Origin of the sequence: Thalassotalea agarivorans, assembly GCF_030295955.1 — a bacterium.
GTDB lineage: Bacteria > Pseudomonadota > Gammaproteobacteria > Enterobacterales > Alteromonadaceae > Thalassotalea_D > Thalassotalea_D agarivorans.
Genome location: NZ_AP027363.1, coordinates 2,116,272 through 2,141,938, shown reverse-complemented (window position 1 = coordinate 2,141,938; position 25,667 = coordinate 2,116,272). Strand labels below are relative to the sequence as shown.

General features: G+C 42.0%; 16 protein-coding genes. 11 read left to right on the top strand and 5 right to left on the bottom strand.

The features are described from left to right. Positions 1-258 precede the first annotated feature (258 nt). The 8 genes from QUD85_RS09830 (at position 259) to QUD85_RS09795 (ending at position 14,719) form a co-directional block, all read left to right on the top strand. Entirely contained in the window at positions 259-2,334 is a 2,076-nt protein-coding gene (locus tag QUD85_RS09830) for a DUF1302 domain-containing protein (RefSeq protein WP_093328306.1), read from the top strand. A 21-nt stretch (positions 2,335-2,355) separates the two neighbouring features. Beyond that, a complete protein-coding gene (locus QUD85_RS09825; protein ID WP_093328308.1) occupies positions 2,356-3,717 on the top strand; it encodes a DUF1329 domain-containing protein in 1,362 nt (453 codons plus the stop codon). A 206-nt stretch (positions 3,718-3,923) separates the two neighbouring features. Continuing rightward, entirely contained in the window at positions 3,924-4,934 is a 1,011-nt protein-coding gene (locus QUD85_RS09820; protein ID WP_093328310.1) for a WD40/YVTN/BNR-like repeat-containing protein, read from the top strand. A 4-nt stretch (positions 4,935-4,938) separates the two neighbouring features. After that, positions 4,939-7,257 (top strand): efflux RND transporter permease subunit, encoded by a 2,319-nt coding sequence (locus QUD85_RS09815; protein ID WP_093328311.1) that lies wholly within the window; start codon positions 4,939-4,941, stop codon positions 7,255-7,257. 307 nt (positions 7,258-7,564) lie between these two features. Next, positions 7,565-12,403, top strand: a complete 4,839-nt coding sequence (locus QUD85_RS09810) for an NAD-glutamate dehydrogenase (protein WP_093328313.1) — start codon at positions 7,565-7,567, stop codon at positions 12,401-12,403. A gap of 51 nt (positions 12,404-12,454) precedes the next feature. Then, positions 12,455-13,465, top strand: a complete 1,011-nt coding sequence (gene pyrD / locus QUD85_RS09805; RefSeq protein ID WP_093328315.1) for a quinone-dependent dihydroorotate dehydrogenase — start codon at positions 12,455-12,457, stop codon at positions 13,463-13,465. A gap of 77 nt (positions 13,466-13,542) precedes the next feature. Then, complete coding sequence (locus tag QUD85_RS09800) at positions 13,543-13,998, top strand: hypothetical protein (RefSeq protein ID WP_093328316.1); 456 nt, start codon at positions 13,543-13,545, stop codon at positions 13,996-13,998. After that, the gene (locus tag QUD85_RS09795; RefSeq protein WP_093328318.1) at positions 13,985-14,719 is read left to right on the top strand and encodes a DNA alkylation repair protein; all 735 of its coding nucleotides are present in this window, start codon (positions 13,985-13,987) and stop codon (positions 14,717-14,719) included. Before QUD85_RS09800 ends, QUD85_RS09795 begins: the two co-directional genes overlap by 14 nt. Positions 14,720-14,735: 16 nt before the next feature. On the opposite strand, the gene QUD85_RS09790 is transcribed toward QUD85_RS09795, so the two are convergent. Genes QUD85_RS09790 through QUD85_RS09780 form a run of 3 tightly spaced genes read right to left on the bottom strand, consistent with a single transcriptional unit; the run spans position 14,736 to position 18,858 of the window. Next, the gene (locus tag QUD85_RS09790; RefSeq protein ID WP_093328319.1) at positions 14,736-16,325 is read right to left on the bottom strand and encodes an ABC-F family ATPase; all 1,590 of its coding nucleotides are present in this window, start codon (positions 16,323-16,325) and stop codon (positions 14,736-14,738) included. Between the two features lie 31 nt (positions 16,326-16,356). Next, the gene (locus tag QUD85_RS09785) at positions 16,357-16,629 is read right to left on the bottom strand and encodes a TMEM165/GDT1 family protein (protein ID WP_093328321.1); all 273 of its coding nucleotides are present in this window, start codon (positions 16,627-16,629) and stop codon (positions 16,357-16,359) included. 3 nt (positions 16,630-16,632) lie between these two features. Continuing rightward, the gene (locus QUD85_RS09780; protein ID WP_093328322.1) at positions 16,633-18,858 is read right to left on the bottom strand and encodes a YgiQ family radical SAM protein; all 2,226 of its coding nucleotides are present in this window, start codon (positions 18,856-18,858) and stop codon (positions 16,633-16,635) included. Positions 18,859-19,118: 260 nt separating this feature from the next. Between QUD85_RS09780 and QUD85_RS09775 the strand changes: the two genes are divergently transcribed. Continuing rightward, complete coding sequence (locus QUD85_RS09775; protein WP_093328324.1) at positions 19,119-21,572, top strand: S9 family peptidase; 2,454 nt, start codon at positions 19,119-19,121, stop codon at positions 21,570-21,572. A 49-nt stretch (positions 21,573-21,621) separates the two neighbouring features. Here the strand turns inward: QUD85_RS09775 and rrtA are convergent, their stop codons facing one another. Beyond that, positions 21,622-22,233: a rhombosortase gene (gene rrtA / locus QUD85_RS09770; protein WP_245732072.1), complete on the bottom strand. Its 612-nt coding sequence runs from the start codon at positions 22,231-22,233 to the stop codon at positions 21,622-21,624. A gap of 149 nt (positions 22,234-22,382) precedes the next feature. On the opposite strand from rrtA, the gene QUD85_RS09765 reads away from it, so the two are divergent. Next, the gene (locus QUD85_RS09765; RefSeq protein WP_093328325.1) at positions 22,383-22,964 is read left to right on the top strand and encodes a tRNA-uridine aminocarboxypropyltransferase; all 582 of its coding nucleotides are present in this window, start codon (positions 22,383-22,385) and stop codon (positions 22,962-22,964) included. Between the two features lie 6 nt (positions 22,965-22,970). Continuing rightward, positions 22,971-24,725: a gamma-glutamyltransferase gene (gene ggt / locus QUD85_RS09760; RefSeq protein WP_093328327.1), complete on the top strand. Its 1,755-nt coding sequence runs from the start codon at positions 22,971-22,973 to the stop codon at positions 24,723-24,725. 27 nt (positions 24,726-24,752) lie between these two features. Here ggt and QUD85_RS09755 read toward each other — a convergent pair whose 3' ends face one another. Continuing rightward, positions 24,753-25,658, bottom strand: coding sequence for a mechanosensitive ion channel family protein (locus QUD85_RS09755; RefSeq protein ID WP_218139581.1), 906 nt, complete (start codon positions 25,656-25,658; stop codon positions 24,753-24,755). Between the last annotated feature and the right edge of the window lie 9 nt (positions 25,659-25,667).

The following is a 25,667-nucleotide window of genomic DNA, read 5'->3' as shown; positions in this document are numbered from 1 at the left end:
ATAGCTTTTACGTGTTTGTGTACTATACTTAAATTGTTTTAAACGGTTGTTTAAAACGGGGGTGTGGAAAGTTTGGTTAAATAACGGGCAAGCTAGTAAAAATGCTACTCCCGTAATAATGTAAAAGGGTTGCTTAGCTTGTTAAATGATGTAATCATTGTTTCACTAAGTATTAGATTAATGTTGTTTTGTAGGTCACTGCGAAACAGTGAAGAACGATAAATAAAGAAGCTCAATAAGAGTTCGGGGAGAGTGTAAATGAAACATTGCGTGCGCACGTTTTGTCGTAAACCGCTAGCGGTTGGAATTGCGGCAGCGCTAATGGCTACAACAGCACCACAAGCACTTGCTGCTAAATGGCAAGTCGGTGATGTCGATATTAGCTTTGACTCAACATTTTCATATGGTAGTGCATGGCGTGTTGAAGACAGAGACTGGACAAATCAAGTTGGTAAATCAAACAACTTGAACAACGGTTTTGATTTCAGCAACTGGACTATCGCTAACCAAGTACCAGGTCAACAACAAGTATGGGATGGCTTAGGTAGCTATTCAACCAATGGCGACTTGGGCAACCTTAACTTCGACTCTGGCGAACAGTTCTCAAGTTTAGTTAAAGGTACACATGAATTAGAAGTTCAATACGAAAATATTGGCTTTTTTGTTCGTGGCACCTATTTCTACGATTTCGCTATGTCAGACAGCGACCGCCCTTGGGCAAACCAACTCACTGGTATTACAAATGACCCTTGTCGCGACGACGAAGCAGCAGAGCGTATTTGTTCAGACGTACGTCTATTAGATGCGTTTGTTTACGGTGACTTTGAACTTGGCGAAATGCCATTTTCTGTCCGTGTTGGTCAACAAGTTATCAACTGGGGTGAGTCTACGCTTATCTCTCACGGTATTAGTGAAACAAACGCGGTAGATATTGCGATTTTACGTGCACCGGGTTCAGAACTTAAAGAAGCGTTTATTCCAGCGGGTGCTGTGTGGGCTTCATTAGGTGTATCGGAAAACTTCAACGTTGAAGCTTTCTACCAATATGAGTGGGAAAAAACAATTTTACCACCACCGGGTAGCTATTTTTCTACCAACGACTTCGCTGGTTTTGGCGGTCAACATAACCTAATTCAATTAGGTTTTGCTGCAAACCCAGATATTGACTTAGATTACTTACTAGCAAACTTAAATGCATTAGGACAAGGTGTTGCTGCGGGTGTAGTTGACCCAGTAACAGCAGGTACAGCATTAACAGGCTATGCAACTAAAGTAACCCTTCGTGGTACCAGTGCAGTTGCAGAAAGCGAGCCTAAAGATGGTGGTCAGTATGGTCTACGTTTAAGTTGGTACCTACCAAGCTTGAACGACACTGAGCTAAGTGCATACTACATGAACTATCATAGCCGTCGCCCATTATTCTCTGGTAAAACAGCGGACTTTACTCGTGCAGAAAACAACGTAACCAAGCTAGCGCGTCTAGCGGCACGTGGTGAAGTATTAGACGAGTCAAACTTCACAAACTTAGATATGTTCTCGCAACTTGTACTTGCATATCCTGAAGATATCAAAATGTACGCGATGAGTTTCAATACGACATTAGGTGCAACATCGTGGGCGGGTGAAATTTCTTACCGTCAAGACGAGCCACTGCAAATTGATGACGTAGAGCTTATTTTCGCAGCAATGCCACAACAGTTAGCAAACACGGGTGACCCAGCGTTTGCAGCATTAGATGGTATTTCGCAATTAAATGATCCTGCAACAGGCCAGCCATACGGTTCAGGTGAAGTCGCAGATGGATTCATTTTATCTGACACTGTTCAGGCACAAATGACGTTCACAAACCTTTGGGGTCCAACGATTGGTGCAAGTCAATTTACGACACTATTAGAGGTAGGTGGTATCAACATTAATGATATGCCAGAACAAGATGTATTGCGTTTAAATGGCCCAGGTACTGCACGGAGTGGTGGTATTGCAAGTGCGCCGGGATTAAACGACTTCATTCAGGATGGTGTTGAAACTAACCCATTCCCAACTGAATTTGCTTGGGGTTATCGTTTAGTCGGTAAATTAGATTACACCAACGTGTTTGGTATGTTTAACGTATCGCCACGTGCTGTATTTGCGCATGACGTTTCGGGTATTACTCCTGATCCATTGTTCTTATTTATTGAAGACCGTAAGTCACTTTCTTTAGGTGTATCGTTTGATTACCAAAGCAAGTGGTCTGCAGATGTAAGCTACAACAGCTTCTTCGATGGTGTTGGTACAACAAACCAGCTATCAGACCGTGACTTCGTATCATTTAATATCAAGTATTCAATTTAATCGCAGGTAGAGGCTAAATTAATGAAAAAACTTACACTATTATCAGCAGCAGTGTCGCTGGTACTTTCAGGTGCAGCGTTAGCAAAAATTAGCTCTGAAGAAGCGGCTAAATTACAAGGTGAATTAACACCATTTGGTGCCGTAAAAGGTGCGAATGCAGACGGTTCTATTCCAGCATGGACTGGCGGTATTACGTCGGCACCAGCAGGATATACGCCTGGTGATCATCACCCTGATCCGTTTCCTAACGATCAAGTAATGTACACAGTAACAAAAGCGAACCTTGATCAATACAAGTCGCTTTTAACTGAAGGTCAAATTAAATTATTTGAAACTTACCCTGACACATTCAAAATGAATGTTTATCAAACACGTCGCAGTGCGTCGTATCCACAACACGTTTATGATGCGACTATAGTGAATGCAACAAATGCAGAACTAATTGAAGAAGGCAACGGTATTCAAGGTGCTGCGGTTGGTATTCCATTCCCTGTGCCACAAAATGGTTTGGAAGCTATTTGGAACCACATTCTACGTTATCGTGGTGAAGCTTTAACGCGTGAAGGTGGTCAAGCGGCGCCAACAGCAGGCGGCAACTACACTTACATCGGTTTTGATGAGTCATTGATGTTGCCTTACAACGTTCAGGGCGCAGATGCAGCTGAGCTACAAGAAACCAATATTTTGTTTAAGTTTAAGCAGAAAGTGACCCAGCCAGCACGTTTGGCGGGTACAGCGTTACTTGTTCATGAAACAATGGATCAAATCAAAACGCCACGTCAAGCTTGGACTTACAATACAGGTCAACGCCGTGTTCGTCGTGCACCTAACGTAGCTTACGATGCACCAGGTACAGCGTCAGATGGTTTACGTACAACAGATGACTTCGATATGTTTAACGGTGCACCAGATCGTTACACGTGGACACTTAAAGGTAAGCAAGAGTTGTTAATTCCTTACAACGACTATCGTTTACATAGCGACAGCCTTAAGTATGACGACATCATCAAAGCGGGTCATATCAACCCTGAACATGTGCGTTATGAAAAGCACCGTGTATGGGTGGTAGAAGCTAACTTAAAAGACGGCACGCGTCATCAGTATAAGAAACGTGTATTCTTTATTGATGAAGACAGCTGGCAAATTGCAGTAACAGATATTTATGATAACAACGACGAGCTATATCGTGTGGGTGTTGCTCATGGTATTAACTACTATGAAGTTCCTACGCAATGGTCTACGCTTGAAGTATTTCATGATCTGAACTCACGTCGTTACATTGCTATCGGTTTAGATAACGAAACGAGAATGTACGACTTCTCTGCTAAACTTAAAGACTCACAGTTTACTTCACGCGCATTAAGCCGCGACGGACGTCGATAAAAACGTGAGCGACTAGCCCTTGAAACAGGACTAGTGATTGGTGAAGCGGCTGACTTAGGTCAGCCGTTTTTGTGTTTATTAAATCATGTAACCTCATAAACGAAGGCATTTAATAGATTAACGCGGTTTGTTTAAACGTATTAAAACAATAGGCGTTAAATGTTGTATTTATTGAGTGTAGATTGAATAGGTATTGAGTATTGTAAATGAAGCGTTTTCTTGCAATGGCCATAGTGTCATTATTTTCCTTAACCGCAATTGCTGAAAGTCAGATTAAACCAGCAATAACTGCTCCACTAGCAGATAAATCATTGTTACTAGATATTGCCGTAACAAGCAGTGGAAAGTTGGTTGTCGTTGGTGAGCATGGCAATATTTTACACTCTTCAAATGGTCAAACGTGGGAACAAGCCAATGTGCCTGTGCAAAGCACATTAACCGCGGTAACTTTCGTTAACCCAAGTCTTGGTTGGGCAGTAGGACATGACGCAACAATTTTAGCAACAACGGATGGTGGCTATAGCTGGAAAGTTCAGCAGCATATGCCTGAACTAGAAAAGCCGTTGCTTGATATCGTTTTTAAAAATGACAAACAGGGCATAGCTGTAGGTGCTTATGGTCTGTTTTTCGTCACCAATGACGGCGGTAATACTTGGACGGATGTATTCCAAGAAGAGCTGCTTTATATTGAAGATTTAGAATATCTAAATGAGCTTAAACTAGAAGATGAAGAGGCTTACCTCGATGAGCGTTCGTCTATCCTTCCTCATTTTAATCGTATTTATTTAGATGGCCGCACTATGTATTTGGCAGGTGAAATCGGCTTACTCGCTAAAAGCAACGACTTTGGCGATACTTGGCAACGTTTAGATGAAATTTATGAAGGTTCATTTTTTGATATAGCGCGCACTCATAAGGGCAACTTATTGGCAGTTGGTCTGCGCGGTAATATGTTCCATAGCGATAAAAATGGCTCACATTGGGAACAAATTGATGTTGATACAACAGCCTTATTGAATGCTGTTGTGCTAGCGGGAGAAGAGCGCTTATTTGTACTAGGCAATAACGGCGTTATTCTTGAGAGCTTTGATGATGGACGCAGTTTTAGAGCGCGTAATCAGGACGATGGTAAAGCGTTAATCGCAGGTGTTTGGTATAACAACCAACTGATTGTAGTAGCCGAAAACGGCGTAAAAGTAATAGAAGAAATTAAATAATATTATGAGCATCGACGCATTTATTAACCGTTTTGAAATTTTAATTTTTCGCCATCGCGCGTTTGTATTAACGCTATTTGTGTTGTTAACCGCATTTTTTGTACAACAAGCATCACACATTAAATTAGATGCTGCGTTCACTAAAAATATTCCGTTAAATCACACCTACATGAAGACTTACCTGAAGCATCAGGAAAACTTTGGTGGTGCAAACAACATACTCGTTTCTGTATGTGCGGCAGACGGCGATATCTTTAGTGAAGGCTTCTTTACAACACTTGAAGAAGTACATAACAAACTATTCTTTATTCCCGGTGTAGACCGCACGCAAGTTAAATCACTGTTTTCACCAAGTACCCGTTTTGTCGAGATTGTTGAAGGCGGATTTGCTGGTGGCCCAGTTATTCCAAGTGATTTTAAGCCAAATGAACGTGGCTTAAACAAAGTTAAAGGCAATATCGAAAAGGCGGGTATTGTAGGTTCAATGGTCGCTAGCGACTATAGCTGTTCACTATTACGTGCCTCATTGTTAGATATCAACCCGCAAACGGGTGAGAAGCTAGATACATTAGCAATTGCAAAGCAACTTGAAGAAGATCTACGAACTACCTATGAAAAAGATGGCGTAAGCGTCCATATCATTGGTTTTGCCAAAATGGTGGGTGACGTTGCAAATGGCGCTATGGGTGTGGTGCTGTTTTTTGCTATCGCCATCGCTATCACAGCTGTGATGGTTTACTTTTTCTGTAAATCAAAAATCTTAACATTACTGCCAATTGCCTGTTCATTGATTGCCGTTGTATGGCAAATGGGCGCGCTGTCGACGTTAGGCTTTGGTTTAGATCCAATGTCAATTTTGATTCCATTTTTGGTGTTTGCCATTGGTGTGAGTCACGGCGTACAAATGATAAACGCTGTTGGTAAAAACGTTGCTAAAGGCTTTACTAGTAAAGAAGCGGCGCAAATGAGCTTCAGAGCCTTGCTTGTGCCTGGTGGTGTTGCATTGCTTTCAGATACGGTTGGCTTTATTACTTTATTGTCGATAGACATTGGTATTATTAGAGAGCTAGCGATTACTGCATCGCTTGGTGTTGCGCTTATTATTTTAACTAACTTAGTCTTGCTGCCGGTATTGGTTTCTTATGTCAATATGGCAAAACGAGCGCCGAGTGAAAATGAAGCTGCAACTAAAAAGTATGATGCCCTTTGGTTAAATATGTCGAAACTTGCAACCAAAGGTCCTGCAACAACAGTTTTGATTATTGTCGCAATCTTGTATTTGGTGGGTTTCTATTTTTCACAAGGCATGAAAATAGGTGACTTACATGCTGGTGCTTCCGCGCTGCATGAAGATTCTCGCTATAACCAAGATACTTTCTTGATTACTGACCGATATACCATCAATGTTGATTACATGTCTGTGATTGTAGAAAGTACTGAGAATGCCTGTACCGACTATCGCATTATGGACACCATTAGCCAGTTCCAATGGAAAATGGAAAATGTGCCGGGTGTTCAATCTGCTGTTAGCTTAGCGTCAGTGGCCAAGGTTGTTAACGCTGGTTATAACGAAGGTAATTTAAAATGGCGTACGCTACCTCGTAACCAACAAACCTTAGTACAATCGATCGCGCGAGTACCATCGTCTAGTGGCTTGTTAAACAGTGACTGCAGCGTAATGCCGGTGATTCTATTTACTGAAGATCATAAAGCAGAAACCATCGATCGCATTGTCGCAGAAGTTAAAGCGGCAGCCGCTGAATTTAATACAGACGATATTACCTTCAAACTTGCCTCTGGTCCCGTTGGTGTTATGGCAGCGACGAATGAAGCCGTTGCAGAAGCGCAAACACCTATGATGTTGTATGTATATGGCGCGGTAATTCTGCTTTGTTTAATCAGCTTCAAGAGTGTGCGTGCGACATTTGTTGTTGTGTTACCGCTTTACGTGGTTTCAACCTTGGCACAATGGTTAATGACAATGCTTGATATTGGTCTAACAGTATCAACGTTACCTGTAATTGCCTTAGGTGTTGGTATAGGTGTCGACTATGGTATCTATATACTCTCTACAATGAGTCAGCAATTGCGCAGTGGCGTTGCTGTTAAAGATGCTTATTTAGCGGCGTTAAAAGAGCGCGGTAGTGCAGTATTACTTACGGGTATTACGTTAGCTGTTGGCGTCTCAACTTGGTTCTTCTCAGCACTTAAATTCCAAGTAGATATGGGTATCCTGCTAACCTTTATGTTCTTAGTAAACATGTTAGCGGCCATTATGGTCATCCCAGCGCTCGCAACCTTCCTTTGGAAGGAAAAAAAGTAAAATTTTTTTAAGTGAATAAATACCCAAGAAAACGACCGAAAGGTCGTTTTCTTTTATCAGCTGGTGAATAATAAATTAGATTAAGTGATTAACGTTCTTTTTTGTTTACTTTTTTGACTGGTTCAACCATTAAAATTTCCTCGCAATAGCTTAAAATTCCTAATAAAATTCGCATGTTCAAGCCATCATGGCTAAAAAATAGTCTATGCTAATAGACAAGATAAACACACACATTACAACAGCAATTCATGTTCCTCATTTTTAGGTTTTGTCCGCCTATCAATGAAAACAAAAAAAGGAAAGCGGCATGGCGTTAGTAGACGGTTTACCCTCAGTCATTCTGGAAAATGTTGCGAGTTTAATCCAACAGAAAGTTCCAGCCGACACGGCTCCTCTTGTAGAGCAATTCTCCTCTATGCTCTACGGCAATATTTCAAATCTCGATTTAGCTCATCGTAACGACAGCGATATGTACGGCGCGACGTTGAGTTTGTGGAATGCGTTGGTTGCGCACAAAGATGCAAAACCCGTTATTAACGTGTTTAACCCGCAAGTATCAAAACATGGTTGGAAATCGAGCCACACTATTATTGAATTAATCGTAAAAGATATGCCGTTTTTGGTTGATTCAATCCGTATTGCGTTAAATCGATTAGGCTTATCGCCGCATCTTATGCTTAATTGTCCAATCAAAATTGTTCGTGATAAGCAAAACAAAATATCTAAGCTTGCGTCACCAAGCTCACGAGTAAAAGCAACCTCTATTGAGACAGTATTTTTTATTGAAATTGATCGTCAATCCGATCAAGAAGTATTAACTACAATTAAGGATGAATTGAATTCAGTGGTTGAGGAGATTGCCTTAACAGTCGACGATTGGCAGCCAATGCGTGACAAACTGACAGGGATTATCAAAGGGTTAAAAACGGCTAAGTTGCCATGCGACAAAGCAGAGCAGCAGGACGCGCTAGAGTTTTTGAGCTGGTTATTAGATAACAATTTCACGTTAATGGGTTATCGCTCATACGACGTTAAAACACTCAAAGGCGACATGGCTTTGTCTGCCGATGACAAAACCAGCCTTGGTTTAATGAAAAAGTCACTTGGCACCGAACATCGTTTACTGAGTGATTTAAACCCAAGAGCCAAAGAGATTGCGACTGGAAAAAATGTCCTTATTCTGACTAAAACCAATTCTCGTTCTCGCGTACATAGACCTGCACACCTTGATTACATCGGTGTAAAACGTTTTGATAGCAAAGGCAATGTCGTTGGCGAAGATAGATTTATCGGCTTGTTTGGGAGCGCTTTTTACACCAATAGCGCGCTAGATTTACCGATTGTTAAATCGCGTATCGCGAAAGTATGCGAAGCCTCTGATTTCGCTGCAGGTAGTCATGCTTATAAAACCCTGATCAATATTCTAGAAACTTATCCGCGCGATGAAATTCTTCAGTCTGATGTCAGTGGGTTATTGAAGAATGTGCTAGGTATTTTGCGCATGCAAGAGCGCGACTATTCAGGCCTATTCATGCGAAGAGATGACTTTGGTCGTTTTTACTCGTGTATGGTTTACGTGCCTCGCGAGCGCTATAACACAGCGCTTAGGATCAAAACACAAGCGTTATTACAAACCTCTCTTGGTAGTGACAGAGAGGTAGAGTTTACAACGTACTTCTCTGAATCACCTCAAGCAAGAACACACTACATTGTTAGAGTTAACGACATGAAAGCGGATATCAACGTGAAAGAAATAGAAAAAAATCTGAATGATGCAGCTAAAAGTTGGGACGACAAACTTGCCGTGGCTTTAAAAGACCATGCAGGTGAAGCACAAGGGAAAGCACTAGCGCGTAAATATGTGAGCTTCCCACAAAACTATAAAGACGAAGTACTGCCTGGTTCAGCTATTGTCGATATCGACAAGCTTGAAGCATTAAACGAAGACAATGCTTTAGAAATGTTATTCTACCAACCGCAAGAAGAAAAAGCCGGTAGTCGATTTGTTAAGTTAAAGCTGTTCCACAAAGGTGAGCCGCTTCACCTATCTGACGTACTGCCAATGTTAGAAAATTTTGGTTTACGTGTTATCGGTGAAAGTCCATACATGGTCAAAACGCACGGTGGCGAAACGTGTTGGATACTTGATTTTTCAATGTTGCTTACTGGTGATGGCGAATTTAGCATGCGCCAAGTACAAACCTTGTTCCAAGATGCGTTTGCCAAAGTATGGGGGGGTGACTTAGAAGATGATGGCTTCAACCGCTTAGTATTAACTGCTGAAATAGCAGGGCGAGAGGCATCTATCATTCGCGCCTATGCCAAATATGAGCGACAAATTGGTGGTACCTTTAGCCAATCATATGTAGAAGATACTTTTGCTCGTTACCCAGATATAGCAAAGCAGTTAATCCGTTTGTTTGAACTGCGTTTTGATCCGAAGGGCAAACAGGTTGAAAAAACCATTAATAAGCTTAATAGCGACATTGAAGCGTCATTAGACAACGTTGCTAACCTAGACGATGATCGTATTATTCGTCGTTTCCAAGAAATGATCGGCGCGACAATTCGTACCAACTATTTCCAACCAACAGAAGCAGGCACAGACAAGCCATATATCTCGTTCAAAATTTTGCCAGAGCAAATTACTGATATTCCGCAGCCTATTCCAGCGTTCGAAATCTTTGTTTATTCGCCACAAGTGGAAGGTGTGCATTTACGCGGCGGTAAAGTAGCACGTGGTGGTTTACGTTGGTCGGACAGACGAGAAGATTTCCGTACCGAAGTGCTTGGTTTGGTTAAAGCTCAACAAGTAAAAAATACGGTAATTGTTCCGGTTGGCGCTAAGGGTGGATTTGTTTGTAAACAACTGCCAAATGGCAGTCGCCAAGAAATATTTGAAGCAGGTAAAGCGTGTTATCGCACCTTTATACGCGCTTTGCTTGATATTACCGACAACATTGTTGCCGGAGAGATTGTGCCACCTGAAAACGTGGTACGACACGACGAAGACGACCCTTATTTGGTAGTAGCGGCGGATAAAGGTACAGCAACATTTTCTGATATCGCCAATGGTATTTCAGAAGAATACGGCTTTTGGATGGGTGATGCATTTGCCTCTGGTGGCAGTGTTGGTTACGACCACAAAGGTATGGGTATTACCGCTAAGGGTGCGTGGGAATCGGTAAAACGTCACTTTAGAGAAATGGGCATAAACTGCCAAACTACCGACTTTACTGTTGCGGGTATCGGCGATATGGCAGGCGATGTATTTGGTAACGGCATGCTCCTTTCTAAGCATATTCGCTTACAAGCAGCGTTCAACCACATGCACATTTTCATCGACCCAGATCCAAATGCTGCAAAAACCTATAAAGAACGTGAACGTTTGTTTAACCTGCCAGGCTGTACTTGGGAAGACTATGATCAAAGCCTAATTTCAGAAGGCGGCGGTATTTTCTCTCGTAGTGCTAAGTCGATTAAATTGTCGCCACAAATGAAGAAAATGTTAGGGGTTACCAAGCAAAGCATGGCGCCTAACGACTTGATTAACGCTATCTTAAAAATGAACGTTGATTTGCTGTGGAATGGCGGTATCGGTACTTACGTTAAAGGCAGTGGCGAAACCCATACGGAAGTAGGGGATCGCGCCAATGACGGCTTACGTGTCAATGGTAAAGAGCTTAGAGCTAAAGTTGTCGGTGAAGGTGGTAACTTAGGTTTAACCCAATTAGGTCGTATTGAATATGCTATGACAGGGGGACGAGTCAACGCTGACTCTGTTGATAATGTCGGTGGTGTAGACTGCTCGGATAACGAAGTTAACATTAAGATTTTACTTAATGGCTTAGTGCAAAACGGCGACTTAACGATTAAACAACGTAATCAATTATTGTATGACATGACAGATGAAGTGTCTGATATCGTACTAAATGATTGTTACCGTCAAACACACTCGCTGTCTATTACGCAACGCAAGGCACCTTATGCATTGAAAGAGCATATGCGCTTTATTCATGCCCTAGAACGCGCTGATAAGCTTGATAGAGAACTAGAGTTTATTCCAAATGATGAAGAGTTAGCTGAACGCGCAGCAAAAGGCAAAGGACTTACGAGACCAGAACTTTCGGTACTACTGGCGTACGCTAAGATGGTATTAAAAGAAGATTTAGTTACAGATGAAATCACTAATAATGCCTACTACGACAGACTATTGATTGGTGCATTTCCAGAGCAGCTGCAAGAAAAATACAGCAAGCAAATGGAAAACCATCCGCTACGTGCCCAAATTATTGCGACTAAACTCGCCAATAACATTGGTAATGATATGGGCTTAAACTTTGTTGCTCGTATGCAAGAAGAAACGGGTGCAACGGTAGCGGAAATAGCGAATTGTTATGTGATCGCATCAGAAATTTTTGAATTACCTGATTTTTGGCGAAAATTAGAAGCGCTAGATAATAAAATTGATACAGATGTACAAACCGAGTTACTGTTTCAATTACGTCGCACTGTGCGCCACGCATCGCGCTGGTTCTTGCGCCATCGCAACAAGTCGCAAACGATAGAACAAGCAATTGCTTTCTATGGTAAAACCTTTAAAGCGCTTGCTAAAGACCTTGAAAAAGTGACCGTGGCGAGTGAAATTACTGGTTTCAACAAAACGCAAGAAGCTTATATTGACAAAGGTGTGCCAAAAACAATTGCACAACGTTTTTCTCGCTTAACTACTTTGTTCTCAACAATGGATATTGCTGAAGTTGCTGAGGCGGATGGTCGCTCTATCTTGTTTGTCGCGGATCTGTATTATAAATTGGGCTTCAAGTTGGAGCTACATTGGTTCTTAGATCAAATTAACAAACAGGGTGTTGAGAATCATTGGCAAGCACTTGCTAGAGCTTCATTTAGAGAAGAGCTTGATTGGCAACAACGTTCACTAACATCAGTTGTCTTACGCATGAACCAAGAAGGTAAAGACACCGATGAAATGATAGAGAACTGGTATAACTTTAGTTGTCAGCCGCTGGGTAGATGGCAAAATATACTGGCAGATTTCAGAACATCAACGTCTCATGACTTCGCAAAATTCTCAGTCGCACTGCGAGAATTAATGTTGTTAAGTTTAAACTGCGATCCAACGAAATAAATGATAGAATCCCCGCCCGAAAAGGTGGGGATTTTTTTTAGTGAGGTCTAAATGTTCTACTCAAAGCTTAGAAAAGTATTGTTTCAGTTCGATCCAGAAACAATTCATGATGTAACGATTAAAAGTTTAAAGAATACGGGCAAAACGCCACTCAACGCGTTTTACTCACAAAAAACGATTCAAAAACCTGTTGAAGTGATGGGCATCACCTTTCCAAACCCTGTCGGCTTAGCGGCTGGTTTAGATAAAAATGGTGAATGTGTTGATGCGTTTTTAGCGATGGGATTTGGTTTTGTAGAAGTGGGGACGGTAACGCCGAGGCCACAACCAGGAAACGAAAAACCACGTCTTTTTCGCATAGAAGAAAAGCAAGCGATTATTAACCGCATGGGCTTTAATAACAAAGGTGTAGATTACCTTGTCGACCAAGTGCAAAAGGCAAAGCGTAATGGCATTGTTGGCATTAATATCGGTAAAAACAAAAATACGCCAGAAGAACATGCAAAAGATGACTATGTCATTTGTATGCGCAAAGTATACGAGCATGCTGATTACATCACAGTTAATATTTCTTCGCCTAATACGCCGGGTCTTCGCTCTTTACAATATGGCGAAGCATTAAATGAACTATTGGCTGCGCTAAAAGCTGAACAAGCAAGTTTAGCGGCAAAACATGGCAAGTATGTACCACTTGCAGTAAAAATTGCACCAGACTCGACTGAAGAAGAAATTCAAGGTATCGCTCAGTGCCTATTAGATAACGATATTGATGCGGTGATCGCAACCAACACTACACTAGATAGAGATAAAGTAGCAGGGTTAGCCCATGCTGACGAAGCCGGTGGTTTGTCAGGGGCACCGGTAACAGATAAAAGTACTGAAGTGATCAAAATGCTTTCTACTGCGTTAGCAGGCAAGATGCCAATTATTGGCGTTGGTGGCATTATGAATGCTAAGGACGCTCAGGAAAAACTTGATGCGGGCGCTTCTCTACTACAAGTGTATACCGGCTTCATTTATCAAGGACCTGATTTAATTAAAGAAATACTAACAAGTATTTAAAGAAAACGCGCTTAGGCGCGTTTTTTTGTGCTATTACTTAAGTAACTGTTTTAGGCATTTAGCACTAGGAGCCGTTAATGATTAAATACTTGCCTCTTTTGTTTTGTTTAGTTGCGTGTTCGTCCAATGAGCCGCAACAGGAAGCTGAAAATAATAATCCGCAACATGGTGATATTCGAAATGGCCATAAACCGACGATGGAAATCTACTATGGGCCAAGTCAACAATGGATGCAGGTGGAGGATTTTTGGCGCACCTTTGCACAAGATAATTATGGCGGATATAAGTACACAGGTCCGTTATACCCGCCGTATGAACAAGCGCAAGAATTTGATTTATTGCTGTTAGAGATCCCTTACGGGGCCTGTTTAATGCAGTTTTATCATGAACGTTGGCGCAGAGCCAACGACGTTTGGCGTTGGAACGAAAAACTGAACGAATATGGCGGCTGCGCCCACGTGTTTGATGTAGAGTTTGCCAACGAAGACGAAGTTGACGAAGACGTAGACGACCCAATGGATGACAAACAATAGATTAACGCCCGATGCGGCAATTGTATTGGCAGATATTGTCGCATTGGCTGATGCAGGTTATGCGCAGCAAGTCACGCGGTTTTTTAAAACGGACGAGGGTAGTTACGGCCATGAAGATGTATTTATTGGCATCCGAATGCCGGCGCTGCGAGCCTTGTTGAAAGAGGTGCATCCAGTTCCACTAGAGGTCTGTAATCAACTAATCCAACATCAATATCATGAAGTAAGGATGTTTGCCTTACTCGCGATGGTAAAGCGCTTTAATAGCAAAAAACTAGAGCGGCAACTGATAGTGGAGAGTTATTTAGCCCACATTGATTTTGTTAATAACTGGGATTTGGTGGATAGCTCTTGTTACTACATTTTAGGACGGTGGTTATATGAGCAAGGGTTGGATTGTCAGCAACTTTTTGATTTTGCCAAATCTAACAATTTGTGGCACCGCCGCATCGCAATAATTTCTACCCTTTACTTTATTCGTAAGCAGCGCTTCGAGGAAACCTTGCAACTGGCTGAACAGTTGTTGTTTGATCAACAAGATTTAATACATAAATCTGTTGGCTGGATGTTAAGGGAAGTAGGTAATCGTTCACTAGAGACGATGACGGCATTTTTAGACAAGCATGCTTATCAAATGCCTAGAACGATGTTGCGATATGCAATAGAGAAACTGCCGGCGCAGCAGAGAAAAGCTTATCTTTTAGCGAGTGGCGCCGCCTAAGCAGCGCCGTTAATTACTATTTTTGGTGAGCAGCCAAGTATTCGTCATAACTCCCAGCAAAATCAGTATAGCCACCGTCTTTAAGTTCAATAATCCGTGTCGCCAAACTCGACACGAATTCACGGTCGTGAGAAACAAAAACTAATGTACCTTCATACTGTTCCAAGGCGATATTTAACGATTCAATCGACTCCATATCAAGGTGGTTAGTGGGTTCATCCATTACCAAAATATTAGGCTTTTGCATCATTAACTTACCAAACAACATGCGCCCTTGCTCGCCACCAGACAGCACTTTAACCGACTTTTTAATATCATCGGCAGAAAACAGCATACGACCTAGAAAGCCGCGAATGGTTTGTTCGTCATCGCCTTCATTACGCCACTGACTCATCCAGTCAAACAAGTTCATATCTGTCTCGAATTCATGGGCATGATCTTGGGCGTAATAGCCAATATTGCTGTTTTCAGACCATTTAATTTCGCCGCTATCAGCGTTTATTTCACTGAGCAAGGTACGTAAAAGCGTGGTTTTACCGACACCGTTTTCGCCGATAATTGCGATACGTTCACCCACTTCAGCCATTAAACTAATGTCTGTTAGCACTGATTGGTCATCGAAACTTTTCGATACGCTTTCTACTTCAAGTGCATTTCTAAATAGTTTCTTTTCTTGTTCAAAACGAATAAACGGGTTAACACGACTTGACGCTTTAACTTCTTCTACTTGGATTTTCTCCATTTGCTTGCGTCTTGATGTCGCCTGTTTTGCTTTTGAAGCGTTGGCAGAGAAGCGCGCAACAAATGATTGCAATTCGGCTATTTGTGCTTTTTTCTTTGCATTGTCTGCAAGCAAGCGAGCTCTTGCTTGCGTTGCCGCTAACATATATTCGTCATAGTTACCCGGAAATACGCGTAGCTCACCATAGTCTAAATCAGCCATATGTGTACAAACACTGTTTAGAAAGTGTCTGTCATGCGAAATGATGATCATAGTAGAGTCACGTTCGTTTAGGGTATCCTCTAACCAGTTAATGGTATGAATATCCAAGTTGTTGGTTGGCTCATCTAATAGCAGTATGTCAGGTTCTGAAAACAAGGCTTGAGCAAGCAATACACGAAGCTTCCATCCAGGTGCAACTTCACTCATTAATCCATAATGCTGTTCAACAGGAATACCAACACCTAATAAAAGCTCACCGGCGCGGCTTTCGGCGCTATATCCATCCATCTCGGCATATTGAGATTCGAGGTCACCCACCAACATACCTTCTTCTTCGCTCATTTCAGGTAGCGCATAGATACGATCACGCTCAGCTTTAACCGCCCATAGTTCAGTGTGGCCCATTATTACAGTATCGATAACGCTGTATTGCTCAAAGGCAAATTGGTCTTGTCTCAATTTACCAATGCGCTCATTAGGATCGAGTTTAATGTTGCCAGACGTAGGCTCTAAGTCGCCACCTAGAATTTTCATAAAGGTAGATTTACCACAACCATTAGCACCGATTAGACCATAGCGGTTGCCGCCACCAAATTTTTGCGAGACATTTTCAAACAGTGGTTTTGCACCAAACTGCTGCGTAATATTGTTTGCCTGAAGCATTAACGATAGTTCCTTAATTGAGGCTGATTATTTAGGCTTTTACTAGCGTTACAACGCCAATAATGATAAATCCAATACCCGCTATATAGTGCAGATATTTGGGGTTAATGTATTGTGAAAGCAAGCTGCCGGCCAACACGCCTATTGCTGTTGCAACGATTAGCGCTGCCGAGGCGGCAATAAAGACAGTATATTTGCTTACTGCTTTGTCAGCGGCAAATAGCATGGTTGCTAATTGCGTTTTGTCACCAAGTTCTGCCAGGAAGACAGAAGCAAAAATGGTGAAGAATATTTTCCAGTCCATGCGCTACTTTCTCTTTTTAAATTGATTATCTGAAAAGCGCGTTAACCCTTTTTTATGTGGCTTTGTGCGCTTTTGGCCAGGTGATGTTTTAAATCCTTGGCTATTGTTTTTTCCTTTGCCACCATGTTTATAGTGCTGGTAATTTTGCTCACCTTTGCGCTCTGGCGGCACTAAACATTCCGCTTTATGCCCAATAAGCTTTCGAGCAAGCCCCATCTTTTTCAATGCTTCTCGAATGATTGGCCAGTTAGCCGGATCGTGATAGCGCAGCAAGGCCTTGTGCAATCTTCTGTTGCGGCCACCCTTAGGTACGGGGACAACTTGACTATCTTTTTTCACTTTACGCAGCGAATCAATTTCCGTGTGGTAAAGCGTTGTTGCATTCGCAAGTGGCGATGGATAAAAGTTTTGTACTTGATCGAGCTTAAAGTTATTTTCTTTTAGCCACAGAGCAAGGTTTACCATATCTAAATCAGTTGTACCCGGGTGAGCTGATATAAAATAGGGGATAAGGTACTGCTTTTTACCGGCTTCTTTTGAATACTTATCAAACAAGGTTTTAAATTGATAATAACTACCCATGCCAGGCTTCATCATTTTGTTTAGTGGCCCGTCTTCGGTGTGTTCAGGTGCAATTTTCAAATAACCGCCAACGTGATGGCTAGCAAGCTCTTTTACATAGGCAGGATCTTCTACTGCAAGGTCATAACGTACACCAGAGGCGATTAATACCTTTTTAATGCCTTTAATTTTTCGTGCTTTGCGATAAAGGTTAATGGTTGGACTATGATCGGTATCCAAGTGGCCACATATTGTTGGCCATACGCAAGAAGGTTTACGGCAGGTTGCTTCTGCCTTTTCACTTTTACAACGCAACATATACATATTGGCTGTTGGACCTCCAAGATCCGAAATGATCCCGGTAAAGCCTGGTACTTTTTCTTTTATCGCTTCAATTTCATTTAAAATAGACGTTTCGCTGCGGCTTTGAATAATGCGACCTTCATGCTCTGTAATAGAACAAAACGTACATCCACCAAAACAGCCACGCATAATATTGACCGAGGTTTTGATCATGTCATAAGCCGGTATTTTAGCGTCGCCATACATCGGGTGCGGTACGCGCTGATAGGGAAGGTCAAACACGCCGTCCATTTCAGGTGTTGTTAAAGGAATTGCAGGCGGATTTAACCAAACAATTCTATCACCGTGGCTTTGTGCCAAAGGCTTTGCCGAATGTGGGTTAACCTCTTGGTGAAAAATACGTGACGCGTGCGCGTATAAGGTTTTATTTGCACTGACTTGATCAAATGTTGGCAAATTAATATAGGTTGTTTCCCAAGGCTTAAGCTTTTGCTCCCAAGGCTTGTTTTGATAATCCGCTACTGTAATAGGTTGCGCAGATTTAGTGACATCTTTGTCCTCGGCAAAAGCTTCGCTTTTATTCGATTCACAACTTTGAGCAGACGTGTCTTGATATGGACTTGGAATTGGATCAATTTTACCTGGCTTATCAATATTCCTAGAATCAATACCTTTCCAGCCGGGCAGGGCCGTTTTAGCAATAAAGGCTGTGCCACGAACATCGGTAATTTCTGATACAAGTTCACCTTTTGCAATGCGGTGTGCAACTTCTACAAGTGGCCTTTCCGCGTTACCGTATATGAGGATATCTGCCTTTGCATCAAAAATAATAGAGCGGCGAATTTTTTCTGACCAATAGTCATAGTGTGCAATTCTTCGCAGGCTCGCTTCGATGCCGCCAATAACAACAGGTACATCTTTATATGCTTCTTTACAGCGCTGGCTATAGACGATAACAGCGCGATCAGGCCGTTTTCCACCTTCGTTGTGCGGTGTGTAAGCGTCGTCATGGCGTAATCGCTTTTCGGCGGTATAGCGATTGATCATCGAATCCATGTTGCCAGCGGTCACACCAAAAAATAAATTAGGTTTACCTAAAGATTGGAATGGATCTTTGCTGTGCCAATCGGGTTGCGCAATAATACCGACGCGAAATCCTTGCGCTTCGAGCATGCGGCCAATAACAGCCATGCCAAAGCTAGGATGATCTACATAAGCATCACCTGTAACTAATACAATATCGCAGCTGTCCCAGCCTAAGGCATCCATCTCTTGGCGAGACGTAGGTAAAAATGGCGCAACGCCATAACATTCCGCCCAATATTTTGGGTAATCAAATAAGCCTATATCTGGTGTCGCTAGCATAAGTGTATCTGTTCAATAAAAATCGGCACGTATTATATCAGTTTTCTCGCGATAGGTTTACGTTATGTAGCCTAATTACAAAATAATAGCGATTCGCGATGTTTGATTACGTTTGTTTACCGTTTATTCCCGACTCTTTATCGAAATGTAATAAACAAATGCGTTAACACAGATTAGCCTGTATGCTGAAGAAAGTGTGTTAATCGGTATCGATTATCATCCTCTATAATAATGAGCACATAAACAAAAAAGATTTACCTATGAAGAAGCATTTTTTAGTCGCTACCATAGCGCTAACCGTTGCAGCGTGCGCCAATACAGTTGCACCAACGCAAACATCCGCTCAACCTGCACCTGCAGTGGTAAAAGGTGAGCAAGCAGCAGGTCATGCAAGTGATACTACCATTACGCTTGAGAAAATTATGTCTGATCCTGATTGGATTGCACGCTCACCGCAAAGTTGGTATTGGGGTGCAAATAGCGAAACTGTTTACTTCCAGCAAAAAAGGGAAGGTAATCCGGTAACCGATTTGTTTTCCGTGAACATCGCAGGTGAACCAGCGACAAATCAGGTGCCGTTAAATCAGCTACACCAGGTCAACGACCGCTACGCTGTTAAGCATGAATCAGGCAGAAAGGCCGTTTATACCTACAAAGGTAATGTGTTCATTAAGTCTTTGCCAAGTGGCAATGTAAAGCAGCTTACTCATACGTCAGTAAGAGAAAGCCAAGCTATGTTCCTTAATGATGGTCGTGTCGCGTATCGAGCTGGCAATGCATTTTTTGCTCATGACATCAACACAGGGCAAGTTCAAGAACTCGCTAACTTGAAAATGGCGGCGGCACCGTCTGATATTCAAGAACCAGATAGCTATCTGGCAAAAGAACAACATAAATTAATCGACTATATTGCCTTGCAACACCGTAATGCGAAATTGCAAGAAAAGCAGAATCAAGCGATAAAATCTGAAAACGATACCATTACCGACAATGCCTTCTATTTTGGTAAAGGCAATAGAGTCTCGCACGCGTCACTTTCTCCAAATGGCGACAAGTTGATTGTTAGCATTAGTGTGGCGAAGTCATCTCGTAAAAATACCGATATTATGCCTAATTATGTGACCAACGATGGTGACATTCATGCAGAGCGTGTGCGCGCTAGAGTGGCTGAAAATCGCGAGTATTCACAAAGCCTCTATTTGGTAGATTTAAAGAGCGGTAATTTATCAAAGCTAAAATACGATACACTGCCAGGTTTTGACGAAGACGTGCTTGCTTCTGTACGAAAAGAAAACTATGCCCGAGCAGGCAAAACTTACAGCAGTGAAAAGTCGCCTCGCAACATTCACGTGATGTCGGCAAGTCGACCTATTAAATGGTCAAAAAATGGTGAACAAGTCGCTGTATTGCTTGAAGCTTGGGATAACAAAGATCGTTGGTTAGCAACGGTTAATTTTGAAAACCCTAGCTTAGTATCGCAACACCGATTACATGACGATGCATGGATAAACTGGACATTCAATGAGTTTGGCTGGTTAAATCAATCAAATAGTTTATTTTATCTTTCTGAAGAAAGTGGCTATTCGCATTTGTATATAAAACCTTTATCGGGCAAAGCACGTCAGCTAACTTCAGGTAAATATGAAGTTAGCGATTTAACGCTAACGCATGACGAGCAGGCGTTTTACTTTAAAGGTAACAAAACACATCCAGGCATTTATGAAGTCTATCGTGTTGATGTGTCTTCAGCTGCGGTCGAAGCAATCACACAATTAGGTGGAAATAACAGCTACGCATTAAGTCCAGACGAAACTAGGTTACTGATCGAGCATTCGACAGTCACAATGCCGCCTGAATTATATGTTCAAGACGCAACAGCTGATGCAGAAGCAACACGCATGACATTTACTGTTAGCGAAGCGTTTTTAAGTATGCCTTGGGTAGCACCTGAGGTAGTTGCAGTGCCGTCTTCAAACCAAGCTGAGCCGATCTATTCGCGTGTGTACCGTCCAACGACATCAGACGGACAAAAACACAGAGCAGTTATGTTTTCGCATGGCGCAGGTTATTTACAAAATTCTCACTTAGGTTGGTCTGGTTACTTTAGAGAGTTTATGTTCCATTCTATGCTTGCGCAGCAAGGCTACGTAGTTATTGATATGGATTACAGGGCCTCAAAAGGGTATGGCAGAGATTGGCGCACAGCTATTTATCGCCATATGGGTAAACCTGAAGTGGAAGACATGCGAGATGGCGTCAATTGGTTGGTAGACAATGCCAATGTAGATCGTCAGCGCATAGGCACCTATGGCGGCTCTTATGGTGGTTTTTTAACCTTGATGAGTATGTTTACCCAGCCAGATTTGTTCCAGTCCGGTGCTGCACTTAGATTAGTATCAGATTGGGCATACTACAATCACGGTTATACTTCGAATATCTTAAATACGCCGGGTGATGACGCAATCGCTTACGAGCGCAGTTCACCTATCTACTTTGCAGAAGGGTTGGAAAAACCGTTGCTTATCAACGCACCAATGATTGATGACAATGTATTCTTCCAAGATACTGTGCGCCTAGTTCAACGATTAATTGAACTGGAAAAACAAGATTTTGAAACAGCGATTTATCCTGTTGAACCTCATGGCTTTGTGCAACCAAGTAGTTGGTTGGATGAATATCGAAGAATATACAAATTGTTTGAAGAAACATTGTAAAAAAAAGGCGCTTAGGCGCCTTTTTTAATATATAGATTGACTACAAATGCTATTTGTTTTGCTTTTTTGCGTGGATTAAGGCGAGGTAAACCAAGGTGAATATAGTACCTACAATAGCGCCGAACAAATGTGCATCTATGGCAACATTGGCTTCGATCAGATTAGCCAGTGCTTTATTGGGTTCGGAAAATTGTTCGTATGCTATTTTAATCCACAAACACACAAACAGTAATTTGCCATTTGCAATGCGCGCTTTAATATCCATTATCGCGCCGTAGACAAAAATACCATGTAAAATACCCGACAGCCCAACGTAACGTTGTATCGATGGTGAAAAATAGAACATCAATATGCCAATTACAAGCGCGCTTACAAAGACCAAAGTAAAGTATTGCTTAGCGGTATAGTGATTGCCCTGCAGGGCCCAAAGCAGTGCTAGCGCGCCTAAATTCAATAACAAATGTATGGTATTTGAATGAAAAAAATGTCCGGTAACAAGACGCCAATATTCACCTAGCGAGATACTTTGTCGATCCCAAACTAAGTCTTGATACAGCGCGCTTTCGAACATCCAAAAGCAAAGCGCGATAACCGCAATTGCAATGGGTGGTAAACATTGTTGTTTTTTTAATGGCCATTGTTTTAAGGAAAACGTAAACAAAATATATCCTTAGACGTCAACTGATAAGACATTGGCAGATGTCCCCTGAACTGATTGCCACTGTAGCAACTTAGCTATAAAAGTAAATGCCTTTGCGCTTTCAATCGCTTAAACTAGCTATATTGCCTGTGTAACAGTTACCCTGAATTATGCCTCGAGAAATATGTACAAACTGCCAGCGGCCGAAGACAGCCTGCATTTGTGCGCTTTTTTGCGATATCGCCAATGATATTGACGTGTTGGTGCTGCAACATTCGAGCGAAGTAAAACAATCAAAGGGGTCGGTGACCTTGCTATCGCATTCGCTTTCAAACTGCATTGTGTTAAGCGGAGATTCATTTGAGAATAATCAAGCGCTAAAGCAATGGTTGCAATCACATCCGAGTGCAGCATTGTTGTATCCAGGCGAAAATGCCCAAACTGCTGATGGTAATCTTGTTATCGATGGTCTTGTCGTTTTAGATGGTACCTGGAAGAAAGCGTATAAAATTTACCAAAGCACACCAGTTTTGAAGGCGCTTAAACAAGTCTCTTTACCAGCGGGTATTGAATCAAAGTACGCGATTCGTCGCACCAGTAAAGAAAATGCCTTGTCTACGTTAGAGGCAACGTCACATGCATTAGGCCTATTGGAAAACCAGACAAAAAAATATCAACCTTTGCTCGATAATTTTGATAAATTTAACCAAATGCATTTAACCCATGTGCCAGCCGCACACCACAAGAAGTGATCTAACATGATAAAGAAAATAGCGCTGCTGACTCTATTGCTTAGCCAAATGGTTGCCTGTGAGGCAAAAGATAAAACCACTGTGCGCGAAGATAGAGAGCCTGAAGCTGCGACAGGACTGAGTGAAAACAATGATGTTTTAGCAACTAATTACATGGTGGTGGCAGCTAATCCTTATGCAACTAAAGCGGGCATTAATATGCTTCGTCAAGGGGGCAGTGCTGTTGATGCAGCAATAGCAGTACAATTAGTGCTTACACTTGTGGAGCCGCAATCATCAGGCATTGGTGGTGGCGCTTTTATGCTTTATTGGCAAGCGAATGAGCAAAAGCTAACAACTTATGATGGCCGAGAAACTGCACCTGCCAGTGTTGATGAAAGATTGTTTTTATCAGATGACGGCAAACCAATGCGATGGATTGAAGCGGTTGTTGGTGGCCATAGTGTCGGTGTACCAAGTGTGCTCGCAATGATGAAAATGGCGCATGAAAAGCATGGTAAATTACCATGGAAAACATTATTTTCCGATGCAATTGAATTGGCCGAAAATGGTTTTGTGGTGTCGCCAAGGCTTGAAAAGCTAGTCACACTGAAATTCAATCCGGGTATTGCACAATTGCCTGCTGCAAAAGCTTACTTTTATCCAGACGGAAAACCACTAAAAGCAGGGGATATCCTAGTAAACAAACCACTAGCGAAAGTGCTAAAGGCTGTTGCCGATGAGGGCATTACTCCGTTTTATGAAGGTTGGATTGCACAAGATATTGTTAATGCGGTGAACAATGCACAAGCGTCTCCGGGTACATTATCTATGGAGGACATGAAGGCTTATCAACCAAAGGTGAGAGACGCAATATGCGCGCCTTACAGAACCTACAATGTTTGTGGTATGGCGCCACCTAGCTCAGGCGGACTGGCTGTATTGCAACAACTAGGTATTTTGAATAGTTTCGACATGGCCAAATACTCGCCAACAAGTATTGAATCACTTCATTTATTCACACAAAGCTCCCGCTTAGCTTTTGCTGATAGAGATACTTATGTTGCCGATAGCGACTTTGTTAAAGTGCCGACAAAGCAAATGATTGCAGACGATTATTTAGCCGAGCGCGCCACTTTGATAAATCCTAAAAAAGACATGGGACTAGCCAAACCTGGCAGTTTTGATGGATTAACTCGCCTAACTGCACAAGACTACAATTTGCCTTCAACCACGCATTTTTCTATCGTCGATAAAGACGGTAATGCAGTGTCGATGACTGCTAGTATTGAAATGGGTTTCGGTAGTGCGGTTATGGTTAACGGCTTTTTGCTAAATAATCAGTTAACGGATTTTTCTTTATCGCCACGCACTAGTGACGGCCAATTGATTGCTAATCGAGTACAAGCAAACAAACGTCCGCGCAGTTCAATGGCGCCAATGATGCTATTTAAAGAGGGTAAGTTAGCGATATTGGTGGGCTCGCCAGGTGGTAGCCGAATTATTAACTATGTGGCACAAACCATTAGCGCCATGGTCGATCATAATTTATCTCCGCAACAAGCGGTTAATTTGCCGCGTATTACCAATCGTAATAGGCAAACAACGCTTGAAAAAGGCACATCACTCGAACAATTGAAACCTGCTTTAGAGGCGATGGGACACAAAATCTCTGTCAGAGATTTAAACTCAGGTATCCATGTGATTCAAATTAAAGAAGGGCAGTTAATTGGTGGCGCCGATCCAAGACGAGAAGGGCTTGCGATGGGTGATGCTAAATAAACAACATAGGTAACAAAGTGACTAGCGTTACTTTGTTACCACAGCTTCTGCTTCTGGATTGGGCTGGAAGTGCATTACTGGCGGCAAAATTCCCAGCTTTCTAAATTGTTCGTTAACACGAATGGTAATGTCCGTTTCGAGTTGTTTTTCATATTTTGTATCTAGAACATAAACCTTTAGCGTGAGTTTGTAGCAGATAAAGTTGTTGGTAATCGTTTGCGTAATCAACACGTTAATCGGCTTTTTCAAGTAAACAAACTTACTTAGTGCCGCTGATTCTCGTATGACATTCTGCGCTTCACTCAAGTCTTGATCGATGCCAATGTAAAAACTGATGGCAACTTGCATATCAAGCTCGCCATAGTTACCACAAGATGTTAAATCGCTGAGAAATTTATTATTAGGGATGGTAACTACGTTGTCATCCAAGGTATTCATTTTTACAGAGCGTAATCCTATCGCCAATATATCGCCATACTCACCACCAAACAGCACACGGTCACCTACTTGGAAAGGACGGTCAAACATGATGATAATACCGGCGACAATAGAAGCGGCAATATCCTTCAACGCAAAACCAACAGCCACAGCTACAGTACCACCTAGTATTGCCAGTAGTTCTTTACTAAATTCGAAACTTAATAGAACGCACGTGGTAATAGTAAAAAAGTAAGCAATGAACTGAAAAAACACTAATGCTTTTTGCAATAACATGCGTCGCTCGGCGAATACTTCGCTTAGGTCATTAACCACTGTTTTAACGACTTTTAGCACACCCCAAACAAGGGTGATTAAAATAATAGATAGAAAGATACCACCCGGTTTAATCATTTCAGCCAAGGTAGTAATCACTTGCAATTCTTTTGACTCTTGAGCAACTGCGACATTGGAAAAGCAGGCTAGGGCGATAAATAACATAGGTCGAGTATTCATTAAGTATCT

Excerpts from the sequence above, each read along its gene's own strand:
- QUD85_RS09790 (WP_093328319.1), bottom strand. The coding sequence starts at position 16,325 with ATGCTTCAGGCAAACAATATTACGCAGCAGTTTGGTGCAAAACCACTG.
- QUD85_RS09785 (WP_093328321.1), bottom strand. The coding sequence starts at position 16,629 with ATGGACTGGAAAATATTCTTCACCATTTTTGCTTCTGTCTTCCTGGCA.
- QUD85_RS09780 (WP_093328322.1), bottom strand. The coding sequence starts at position 18,858 with ATGCTAGCGACACCAGATATAGGCTTATTTGATTACCCAAAATATTGG.
- QUD85_RS09795 (WP_093328318.1), top strand. The coding sequence starts at position 13,985 with ATGACAAACAATAGATTAACGCCCGATGCGGCAATTGTATTGGCAGAT.
- QUD85_RS09820 (WP_093328310.1), top strand. The coding sequence starts at position 3,924 with ATGAAGCGTTTTCTTGCAATGGCCATAGTGTCATTATTTTCCTTAACC.
- QUD85_RS09765 (WP_093328325.1), top strand. The coding sequence starts at position 22,383 with ATGCCTCGAGAAATATGTACAAACTGCCAGCGGCCGAAGACAGCCTGC.
- ggt (WP_093328327.1), top strand. The coding sequence starts at position 22,971 with ATGATAAAGAAAATAGCGCTGCTGACTCTATTGCTTAGCCAAATGGTT.
- pyrD (WP_093328315.1), top strand. The coding sequence starts at position 12,455 with ATGTTCTACTCAAAGCTTAGAAAAGTATTGTTTCAGTTCGATCCAGAA.
- QUD85_RS09775 (WP_093328324.1), top strand. The coding sequence starts at position 19,119 with ATGAAGAAGCATTTTTTAGTCGCTACCATAGCGCTAACCGTTGCAGCG.
- QUD85_RS09830 (WP_093328306.1), top strand. The coding sequence starts at position 259 with ATGAAACATTGCGTGCGCACGTTTTGTCGTAAACCGCTAGCGGTTGGA.
- QUD85_RS09755 (WP_218139581.1), bottom strand. The coding sequence starts at position 25,658 with ATGAATACTCGACCTATGTTATTTATCGCCCTAGCCTGCTTTTCCAAT.
- QUD85_RS09800 (WP_093328316.1), top strand. The coding sequence starts at position 13,543 with ATGATTAAATACTTGCCTCTTTTGTTTTGTTTAGTTGCGTGTTCGTCC.
- QUD85_RS09810 (WP_093328313.1), top strand. The coding sequence starts at position 7,565 with ATGGCGTTAGTAGACGGTTTACCCTCAGTCATTCTGGAAAATGTTGCG.
- QUD85_RS09815 (WP_093328311.1), top strand. The coding sequence starts at position 4,939 with ATGAGCATCGACGCATTTATTAACCGTTTTGAAATTTTAATTTTTCGC.
- QUD85_RS09825 (WP_093328308.1), top strand. The coding sequence starts at position 2,356 with ATGAAAAAACTTACACTATTATCAGCAGCAGTGTCGCTGGTACTTTCA.